Below are 9,457 nucleotides of genomic sequence, written 5' to 3' on the forward strand. Positions count from 1 at the left end.
TGCGTGCTGTCACAACAACCGGGTTTCGTTCGTCAGCGTGGCAAGGGCCGGGAACGAAGGATGTGACGGGTGAACGACAACGACTGGCTGGCGGCGCGGTTCGAGGAGAACCGGGGCCACCTGCGCGCGGTGGCGTACCGGATGCTCGGATCGGTGAGCGAGGCCGACGACGCGGTGCAGGAGGCGTGGCTGCGGCTCAACCGCGCCGACACCAGCGACGTGCACAACCTCGGCGGCTGGCTGACCACGGTGGTCGGCAGGGTGTGCCTGGACATGCTGCGCTCGCGCTCGTCGCGGCGCGAGGAGCCGCTGGACGCGCACGTTCCGGAGCAGGTCGACCGGGTCGATCCGGAGCAGCGGGTGGTCCAGGCCGACTCGGTCGGGCTCGCGCTGCTGGTCGTGCTGGACGCGCTGGCCCCGGCCGAGCGGCTGGCGTTCGTGCTGCACGACCTGTTCGCCGTGCCGTTCGACGAGATCGCCGAGATCGTCGGCAAGACCCCGGCCGCAGCCAGGCAGCTGGCCAGCCGTGCGCGCAGGCGGGTGCGCGGGGCGTCCCCCGGTGCCGAGGCCGACCGGGCCAAGCAGCGCCTGGTCGTCGACGCCTTCCTCGCCGCCTCGCGGGGCGGCGACTTCTCCGCACTGCTCGCCGTGCTCGACCCCGACGTGGTGCTGCGCGCCGACGAGGTGGCTGTCGCCGCTGCCACCAAGGCGACGGCGCACGGCGCTCCGCTGCTGGCGAGCGAGCTGCGTGGTGCGGCCGCGGTGGCCGATGCCTTCGTCGGCCGTGCCCAGGCGGCCGAGCCCGCGCTGGTGGGCGGCGTCATCGGCGCGGTGTGGGCTCCCGGAGGCAAGCCGCGCGTGGTCTTCGACATCGCCGTGGAGAACGGCAGGGTCGTCGCGATCGAGATCATCGCCGACCCGGAGCACGTCCGTCAGCTGGAGCCGGTGCTCCTCGACGGCTGATGCTCCACCGAGGTGGCCGCGTGGCACGCGCCGTAGCCCTCGGCCCGCGCAACGATCCGGCCGTTGTCGATCCGCACGGCCACCTCGGTCCCGTCGCTCACCGCGGGTACACCCGCGGCGGCGGCAAGGGAGCCCGCGGAGTCGAAGACCACGTGCAGCCCTGGCCAGGCCGAGTGGGGGAACGCCTGCCGCAGGCAGTGCCAGAAGTCGGCGAGGGTGAGCCGGGCCAACGGTGTCAGCTCGGCCGGGTCGCCGGTCACCACGACGACCGTGATGGTGTCGCCGGGGCGCGCGGCCCGCACCGCCTCTTCCGCCGCGGAGAGCCGGTGCAGCCCGAGGACCGCGACCGCGCCGTCGCCGGCCAGCCGAGCGGGCTCACCGCGCAGCGCGTCGGTCGCGACCGGTGGTGACCACGGCTCGTCGACCCGGCGCGCCTGCGGGATGATCGGCGGCGTCGGCCAGCGGTCGCCGAGGTCCAGCTCCGCCAGCCGCTCGCACGCCTTGACCACGTTGAACGGCTCCACGAAGCCCGGTGCGGCCGCGGCCATCTGGCTTGCGCCGTGCAGCGTCGTCAGCGTCGCCTCCGCCACCCGGACCATCCGGCCGTCCGGCGTTCCCGGCGGCTCCATCCGCTCAAGGGCCAGCCCGAGCAGGATCGCGTTCAGCCGCATCAGCTGCGCGAACGGCAGGCGGGTCCGGACCTCGGTGGCGATCTCGGGCATCAGGTCCATGCCCAACCTGGCCGAGCCGTCCCGTTCCCCGATGTCGGCGAGCGGGAGCCGGGCGACCCACGCGCGGGCGAGCGCGCCGAGCGCCTCCCGTGCGGTGCGGCCCGGCTCGGCGTGCCGTGGCGCGGGCGCGTTCTCAGCGAGGTCGGCGAGCACAGCGAAGTAGAGCGCGCGTTTGCCGGGGAAGTTCGAGTAGACCGCGCCCCTGGTGAACCCGGCGCGCTCGGCGATGCTGTCGATCTTCGCGTCGCGGAAGCCGCGCTCGGCGAACTCCGCCCTGGCCGCCGCGAGCACCTTGGCGCGGTTGCGCTCCTGCGTCTGTGCCCTGCTGAGCCGGGTCATCGCACTCCTCGTCGTTGCCCTCGGTGTGCGGTCAAGATACCGTCAACACTCAGATGTTAAGAACATCTGTCATGGACATCTGAGAGGGGCTGCCCGTGTCCTCCGTTCCCGAGATCGACCTGACCAGCGCTGACGTGCTCGGCGACCCGTTCGCCGCGTACGGCCGAGCGCGTGAACGTGGTCCGGTGGCGCGGCTGCTCGCACCCGGTCTCGGTCCGATGTGGGCGGTCACCCGGTACGAGGACGCCAGGGCGCTGCTCAGCGATCCCGCGTTCGAGCTCAACTCCGGCAGCTTCCTGCGGCCGCCCGGCATCCCGGAGCACTGCCTCGCCTACCTGCGGACGATGTCCGAGATGGACGGTCCGGAGCACACGCGGCAGCGGAGGCTGGTCTCACCCGCCTTCACCGCACGCCGTGCCAAGGACTTCCACGCCCGGATCGCGCAGATCGTCAACCGGCTGCTCGACGGACTCCAGGACGAGGCGGACCTGCTGCGAGACTTCGCCAGGCCACTGCCGATGGAGGTCATCTGCGAGCTGGTCGGCATCGCCGAGGCCGACCGGCCCGCCTGGCGCGAGCACGGCGCCGCTGTCGCGATGGGCGACCGCGAGGGCTTCGTGCGTGCGGTGCCCGCGATCGTGGCCGGAGCGGAAGCGGCTGTCGCGCGCAGCCGCGCGGAACCCGGTGACGACCTGCTGGCCGACGTCGTCGGCGTCCGCGACTCCGATGGCGACCGGCTCAGCGAAACCGAACTCGTCACGCTGGTCTGGCACCTGGTTCTCGCCGGGCAGACACCGGCGAACCTCATCGCCAACGCGGTCGAAGCCCTGCTCGCGCACCCCGACCAGCTCGCGGCGCTGCGCGCGGACCCGGGCCTGATGCCCCGTGCCGTCGAGGAGCTGATGCGGTGGTGCGGCCCGACGCTGCTGGTTGCCCCGCGCTACGCGCAGGAGGACATCGAGCTGCACGATGTGTTGGTGCACAAGGGAGAACCCGTGACCGTCGCGGTCGCGGCCGCCAACCGCGACCCGCGAGTGTTCGCCGACCCGGACCGGCTCGACCTCCACCGAGCCCAGGGAACGGCTGGCAACCTCGGGTTCGGCCACGGGCCGCACTTCTGCCTCGGTGCCGCGCTCGCGCGAGTGCAGACCGAAGTGGCGATTTCGGCTTTGTTGAGCCGTTTTCCCGCGCTCGCAGCGGTTGGGGAGCCACGGCGCGCGCCCGACCCCGGGACGTGGCGGCTGGGCGCGCTGCCCGTGACCCTGTGACTCAGCCCAGCAGCTCCGGCCGCCGCCACTCCTCGCCGAGCACGTGGTGGTCGAAGAACGCGAGCACCGTGGAGTACCAGATCTTCGAGTGGGTCGGCGTCAGGATCCAGTGGTTCTCGTCGGGGAAGTAGAGGAACTTGTGCGGCCCCGACCCGTCCTCGGCCTTCAACCGGGCCGCGAGGTCCCACCACAGCCGCAGTGCCTCACCGATCGGAACCCGGTAGTCCTTGTCGCCGTGGATCAGCAGCATCGGCGTGGTGATCGCGTCGACGAAGTGGTGCGGGGAGTTGGCGTCGATGGACTCCGGCGTCATCTCCCTGCGGAACTCGTACTCGACGTCCGCGGTGGTGTCCAGCATCCAGACCGAGGCGTGGCTGACGATCGCGGAGAACCTGGTGGTGTGCCCCGCGACCCAGTTCGCCATGTAGCCGCCGAAGGAGGCGCCGATCGCCGCGGCGCGCGAGGAGTCGACGTCGGGCCGCTCCTGCGCCGCGTCGGTGATCGCCATCAGGTCGGTGTACGGCGCGCCGCCCCACTGGCCCCAGCCGCGCTTGACGAAGTCGAGGCCGTAACCGATGGACAGCGCGAAGTCGGGCAGCAGGACGGCGTAGCCCTTGGCGACGTAGACCCACGGGTTCGCGCGCCACGACCACGAGTTGACCGACATCACCGGGCCGCCGTGGATCGACAGCACGAGGGGAGCGGGAGCGTCCGCGCTCGCGTTGTCCGGTAACGCGATCCACGCGCGCACCGGCGTGCCGTCCTCGCCAGTGGTGGTGATCTCCTCAAGCCGCCCCGGCAACGGGAGGGTGACGCCGAGCGCCTCGGCCGGCCCGAGCAGCGGCTCCACTCCGGAGCTGCCGTCCATGGCGAGCCGCACCGGCGCGGGCGGGCTGTCCACGGCCGAGCGCAGCGCGTAGACCCAACGGCCGTCGGGGGAGACCTGGACGTCGGAGTACGCGCCGTCACCCGGGGTGAGCCGGGTGTGCTCCCCGGTGGCGACGTCGATGCGCCACAGCGGAGCGCGGCCGTTGTCCGCCGCCACGGCGAGCAGCGCGGAACCGTCCGGCGTCCAGCAGGCGAGGTGCGGCCACCGGTCCCAGTCCTTCGTCAGGTGCCGCACGGGGCCGCCCGCGAGCGGCACGACGGCGATCCAGCAGTCACCCGGTGCCTGGGGCGTGGACCGCTCGCTGACCTCGAACGCCACCTGGGAGCCGTCGGGGGACACTCGGGGCGCGCCGTACTGGACAGTCGGGTCGTCCGCGAGGGTGCGCCGTTCACCGGTCGCCACGTCGATCGCCACCAGCGTCTGGCGCTGCGACCCGCCGGACTCGGCGACCGCCCACGAGGCGACCACGGTGCCGCCGTCCGGCGAGATGTCCCAGGAGCTGTAGTCCCACAGCGCCCTGCCGACGTGCCCGGTGACGTCCCGGAGCTCCGCCGCGTCCTCGGTGATCTGGGTGGCGAGCAGGCGGGTGCGGTCCGGGCCGAGGTCGTGGTCCCAGTACCGGATCGGGTTCTCCTCGTGCAGGATCACCGAGACCCCGGACTTCCTGCGGGCAGCGCGAATCTCCTCGTCCTCGGCGAAGCCGCGGGCCGAAGGCATCAGGTTCGAGCCGAGCACGACCGTTCCCGACCGGCTCACCACGACTCCGCGCACCCCGCCGGCCGGGCTCGCCACCACGCGTGCGTCGCCCCCGCTCGCGGGAAGCGACCACAGCGCCGGTCCGGGCTGGTCGTCGTCCCCGCCTTGCCGCGGCCGCGAGGAGACGAACAGCAGGTCACCGTCGGGGGTGAAGGCGACAGCGGACTCGCCTTGGGCGCTGCGCGTCAACCGCCGGGCGGGGCGCTGCCCGGCGGGGTCGACCTCCCACAAAGCCTTGGTGTAGCGGGCTTTCTCCGGATCCGGCAGGGCGACTCCGACGACGAGTCTGCGGCCGTCCGGCGCGAGCCGCAGCCCCTCGATCCTGGGCAGTCCGACAAAGGCGTCGAGGTCGTCGAAGGCGGATTGGTTGGCGTCAGGGGTCACCCAGCCTTCCTATCACTCCCTTACGGCCATTCGCGGGCTTATGGACCGCCCAAGGGCTCCGAACAGGTCCATAAGCCCGCGAATGGCCGAGGGGCAATGTTGATGTTCGAATGAGGTCTACGGGTGGAGGTGGGGTGCGGCCACGATGGGGCCAGGTTTTCCCGACGGGCAAGGAGATCTGGTGCTCAGCTTCCGAAGGCGACCTCGTGTCCTCGCCACCGTGGGGATGGCGCTGGCAGCGGTTCTGGCGTTCACCCCGGCCGCGCCGGCGGTGCCACGGGCCAAAGCCACCTTCCAGCTCCCGGCGCCGACCGGGCGGCAGCACGTGGGCGTCACCGACCTGCACCTGGTCGACGCCGGTCGTGCCGACCCGTGGAAGCCGGAGCGCAGGCGCGAGCTGATGGTCAGCGTCTGGTACCCCGCACGAGACGACCACCGCTTCCCGCGCGCTCCGTGGATCACTCCCGGCCTCGCCGCAGTGCAGGACGAGTTCGGTGCGGCCCTCGGAATCCCGAAGGGTTCCGTCGACTGGACGGCGGTGCGCACGCACGCGCGCCTCGGCGCTCCCGCCGCGCACGGCAGGCGGCAGGTCGTGCTGTACACGCCGGGCCTGGGGTTTCCGCGCTCAGCGCAGACCGCGATCGTCGAAGACCTGGCGAGCCGTGGCTACGTCGTGGTCACGATGGACCACACCTACGAGACGAACGTCGAGTTCCCCGGCGGTCGGGTCGAAGTTCCCGTGCACCTGGAGATCGTGCCGGAGCAGATGAAAAAGGCGCTCGACGTCCGGGTCGCCGACACCCGCTTCGTGCTGGACAGCCTCACGCGACTGGCCGCGGGTGCCAACCCCGACGCGGAGTCCCACCCACTGCCGAGCGGCCTCGGCAGCGCGCTCGACCTCCGCAGGCTCGGCGTCTTCGGCCACTCCTACGGCGGCTTCACCGGCGGTGAGGCGATGGTCCACGACCGCCGCATCGCCGCGGGCGTCAACCTCGACGGCTCGATGGCCTACGGGTTCGGCGAACTGATGGGCCAGCCCTACCTGCCGGGAGAGGTGGCCAAGCGCGGCCTCGACCGCCCCTTCCTGCTGATGGGCTCGGAGGCGGTCGACCCGGTGACCGGCAAGCTGGTCCGCCACACCCACCTCGACCAGCGCGACCGCTCCTGGCCGCAGTTCTGGGCCAACCAGCGAGGCTGGAAGCGCGACCTGCTCCTCGGGCACAGCGGCCACGTCGGGTACACGGACTACCAGGTGGTCCTCCGACAGCTGGCCACGCCGCTCAACATCCCCGAAGAAGTGGTCAAGCGACTGGTCGGCACCATCGATGCCAACCGCTCCGTCGCGGCGCAGCGGGCCTACGTGGCGGGGTTCTTCGACCTCCACCTGCGAAACCGCGACACGGGCCTGTTCACCGGCCCGTCCCCCCTCCACCCCGACATCACCTTCATCCCTTGACTGCCATTCGCGGGCTTATGGACCGTTCCGGGACTCCGAACAGGTCCATAAGCCCGCGAATGGCCGAAAGGGGTCAGTGGGAGGCGGCGTCGAAGAAGTAGGCGACGGTGAGCGCGCCGGGGTCGATGACGCCGCGGGCGTGTTCGCCGACGTAGCTGGCGCGGCCGCGCTTCGCGAGCAGCTTCTCCGTCGAGGCCGCGCCGATGTGCGCCGCCTTGGCCGCCTCGGCGAGCGCTCCGGCGACGTCCGCACCCCTCGCCGCGGCGGCGGTGAGGGCCTCGGCGGCCGGAGCCATGGCGTCCACCATCGTCTTGTGGCCGACCTCCGCCTTGCCGAGCCGCTGCACCACGGCCACCGCGTTGGTCGCCGCCTCGCCGAGCACCGTCGCCGTGACCGGCTTGTCCTTCGCCGCCTTGGCGAACTCGCGGAACCACATGCCGAACAGCGGGCCGCTGGTGCCGCCGGTGTTGAGGAAGGCTTCCGAGATCGCGAGGAACACCGCGTGGGGTGAGTCGGCCGGGCCCGCTTCGAGGTTGGCGGCGACGCGGCGCAGCGCGGAGCGCAGGTTGGTGCCGTAGTCGCCGTCGCCCGCCTTGCGGTCGAGCTCGGTCAGCTCGGAGTCGCGGTCCTTGCCGACTGCGACGAAGCGGTCTGCCCAGGCGCGCGCGTGTTCGGTCGTGAGGGTGGTCATCTCGGGGCTCCTTGTCACCAGGCGAGTGCGGGGGTGCGGACCGGCGCGTTCCACAGGTCGAGCAACGTGGCGTCGCAGCGCACCAGCGTGATCGAGCAGCCACGCATGTCCAGCGCGGTCACGTACGAGCCGACGAGCGCGCGCTCGACGCGAACTCCGATGCCGTCGAGGAACGTGGAAAGTTCCTGGTGCACAACGGAAAGCTCAAGCGCGTGGGTGGAGCCGAGCCCGTTGACCAGAGCGATCACCGAGTCGCCGCGCGCGAGGCCGAGCGCGTCGACGACCGGCTGCGCCAGCGCGGGGACCAGCTCGCTCGCCGGGCCGAACGGGCGCCTGCCGATGCCGTGCTCGCCGTGGATGCCGACGCCGAACTCCACCTCGTCATCGGCCAGGTCGAAGGACGGCCGCTGCCGGCCGGGGTGGGTGCACGCCTGGAGCGCGAGCGCCATCGTGCGCGATCCGGCGACCACGCGCCTGCCCAGCTCGGCCAGTTCCGCGAGCGAGGCCCCGCGTTCGGCGGCCGCCCCGCAGATCTTCTCCACCGCGACCACGGCGGCGGTGCCACGGCGACCGGGGCCGCCGTCGTCGCCGCCGTCGGTGGCCAGGTCGTCGTCGACGAGGACGATCTCGACCTCGATGCCCTCCTCGGCGGCCAGCTCCGCCGCGATGGAGAAGTTGAGCACGTCGCCGGTGTAGTTCTTCACGATCAGCAGGACGCCGCGGCCCCGGTCGGCGGCCTTGATGCCCGCGCGGACCTGGTAGGCGGTCGGGCTGGCGAAGACCGCGCCCGGCACGGCGGCGTCGAGCATGCCAAGGCCGACGAAGCCGGTGTGCAGCGGTTCGTGCCCGGAGCCGCCGCCGGAGACCAGGGCGACCTTGGGCTGGTCGCCGTCCTTCGGCGTGCGCAGCACCAGGGCCGGGTCCGCGCTGACCTGGACCAGGTGCGGATGCGCGAGCTGAAGTCCTTGCAGCGCCTGGGAAACGAACTCGTCCGGATCGTTGACGAACTGCCGCGCGCTCATCGCACTCCCGTCGTTGGGCATTCGCGAGGTTTGGAAATCATTTCGACAATGTCGAAATGATGCAGGGACCGTAGCCCCGGCGCGCGGTGTTGTAAAGTCCTCTCCTCTGGCCACCGGGGCTGCGGGAGGGCGTGGTGATCCAGTCCGTCGATCGCGCCATCCGCGTTCTCGGCGTTCTGCACGGGGCCCGCCGGATCAGCCTTTCCGAGCTCTCCGCGCGCCTGGAGCTCCCACCGTCGACCGTGCACGGCATCGTCAAGACCCTGGTCGCGCACGGCATGGTGGTGCAGGACCGCGCGTCGGCGCAGTACCGCCTCGGCCCCGCGGTGCTCAAGCTCGGCACCGTCTACCTGCACACGCTGGAGCTGCGCTCGCACGCCGCCGCCTGGTCCGACGAGCTGGCGGCCCGGACCGGTCTCGCCGTCCGCACCGGCGTGCTGATGCTCGACGAGGTGCTCGTCGTGCACCACTCGCCCCGCCCGGACGGCTCACGGCAGATGCCCGAGGTCGGCATCGTCATCCCCGCGCACGCCTGCGCGCTCGGCAAGGCCGCACTGGCCTACCTGCCGGGGCGGGCCCGCGCGCTGCTGGGCGACGGGCCGCTGCGCAGCATGACCGCGGAGACCGTCACCGACCCCGACGAGCTCGCCGAGCACCTCGAACGCGTGCGCGAGGACGCCTACGCCGTCGAGCAGGAGGAGGCGGTGCTCGGCGAGTGCGGGGCCGCCGCGCCGATCTTCGACGCCTCGGGGGCGCTGGCCGGGGCGATCGGCGTGGTCGTGCCGATGCCGGAGTGGCCGCCGCCCGCCTCCGTGCGCTCGGCGGTCCGCGACACCGCGCGGACGATCTCCCGCGAGCTCGGCGCGCCCGGCTGGCCTGGCCCGGCCGCCTGACCGGCGTTTGGCGAATCTCCCTCGCGTCCGCTCGGGGAAGGGCGGAAATCGGACACCCGCGCGAG

Annotated in this window: 8 protein-coding genes; 4 read left to right on the forward strand and 4 right to left on the reverse strand. The window is 72.3% G+C overall.

Annotated elements, in window-relative coordinates; genetic code table 11:
• Positions 1-69 precede the first annotated feature (69 nt).
• A complete protein-coding gene (locus ACFFQA_RS17775; protein WP_377853138.1) occupies positions 70-963 on the forward strand; it encodes a sigma-70 family RNA polymerase sigma factor in 894 nt (297 codons plus the stop codon).
• Here ACFFQA_RS17775 and ACFFQA_RS17780 read toward each other — a convergent pair.
• A complete protein-coding gene (locus tag ACFFQA_RS17780) occupies positions 933-2,033 on the reverse strand; it encodes a TetR/AcrR family transcriptional regulator (RefSeq protein ID WP_377853140.1) in 1,101 nt (366 codons plus the stop codon). The genes ACFFQA_RS17775 and ACFFQA_RS17780 overlap by 31 nt on opposite strands.
• Before the next feature lie 95 nt (positions 2,034-2,128).
• Between ACFFQA_RS17780 and ACFFQA_RS17785 the strand changes: the two genes are divergently transcribed.
• A complete protein-coding gene (locus ACFFQA_RS17785) occupies positions 2,129-3,301 on the forward strand; it encodes a cytochrome P450 family protein (RefSeq protein ID WP_377853141.1) in 1,173 nt (390 codons plus the stop codon).
• A gap of 1 nt (position 3,302) precedes the next feature.
• On the opposite strand, the gene ACFFQA_RS17790 is transcribed toward ACFFQA_RS17785, so the two are convergent.
• Positions 3,303-5,330, reverse strand: coding sequence for a S9 family peptidase (locus ACFFQA_RS17790; RefSeq protein ID WP_377853143.1), 2,028 nt, complete (start codon positions 5,328-5,330; stop codon positions 3,303-3,305).
• Between the two features lie 181 nt (positions 5,331-5,511).
• Between ACFFQA_RS17790 and ACFFQA_RS17795 the strand changes: the two genes are divergently transcribed.
• On the forward strand, positions 5,512-6,786 hold the full coding sequence (locus ACFFQA_RS17795) for an alpha/beta hydrolase family protein (protein WP_377853145.1): 1,275 nt from the start codon (positions 5,512-5,514) through the stop codon (positions 6,784-6,786).
• Between the two features lie 73 nt (positions 6,787-6,859).
• On the opposite strand, the gene dhaL is transcribed toward ACFFQA_RS17795, so the two are convergent.
• Together dhaL and ACFFQA_RS17805 are read right to left on the reverse strand one after the other, a co-directional pair.
• Entirely contained in the window at positions 6,860-7,477 is a 618-nt protein-coding gene (dhaL, locus tag ACFFQA_RS17800; RefSeq protein ID WP_377853147.1) for a dihydroxyacetone kinase subunit DhaL, read from the reverse strand.
• 14 nt (positions 7,478-7,491) lie between these two features.
• On the reverse strand, positions 7,492-8,499 hold the full coding sequence (locus ACFFQA_RS17805; RefSeq protein WP_377853148.1) for a dihydroxyacetone kinase subunit DhaK: 1,008 nt from the start codon (positions 8,497-8,499) through the stop codon (positions 7,492-7,494).
• A 134-nt stretch (positions 8,500-8,633) separates the two neighbouring features.
• Between ACFFQA_RS17805 and ACFFQA_RS17810 the strand changes: the two genes are divergently transcribed.
• The gene (locus ACFFQA_RS17810) at positions 8,634-9,392 is read left to right on the forward strand and encodes an IclR family transcriptional regulator (protein ID WP_377853150.1); all 759 of its coding nucleotides are present in this window, start codon (positions 8,634-8,636) and stop codon (positions 9,390-9,392) included.
• The last annotated feature ends 65 nt before the right edge of the window (positions 9,393-9,457 follow it).

This window comes from Allokutzneria oryzae, assembly GCF_042429765.1.
GTDB classification, from domain to species: domain Bacteria; phylum Actinomycetota; class Actinomycetes; order Mycobacteriales; family Pseudonocardiaceae; genus Allokutzneria; species Allokutzneria oryzae.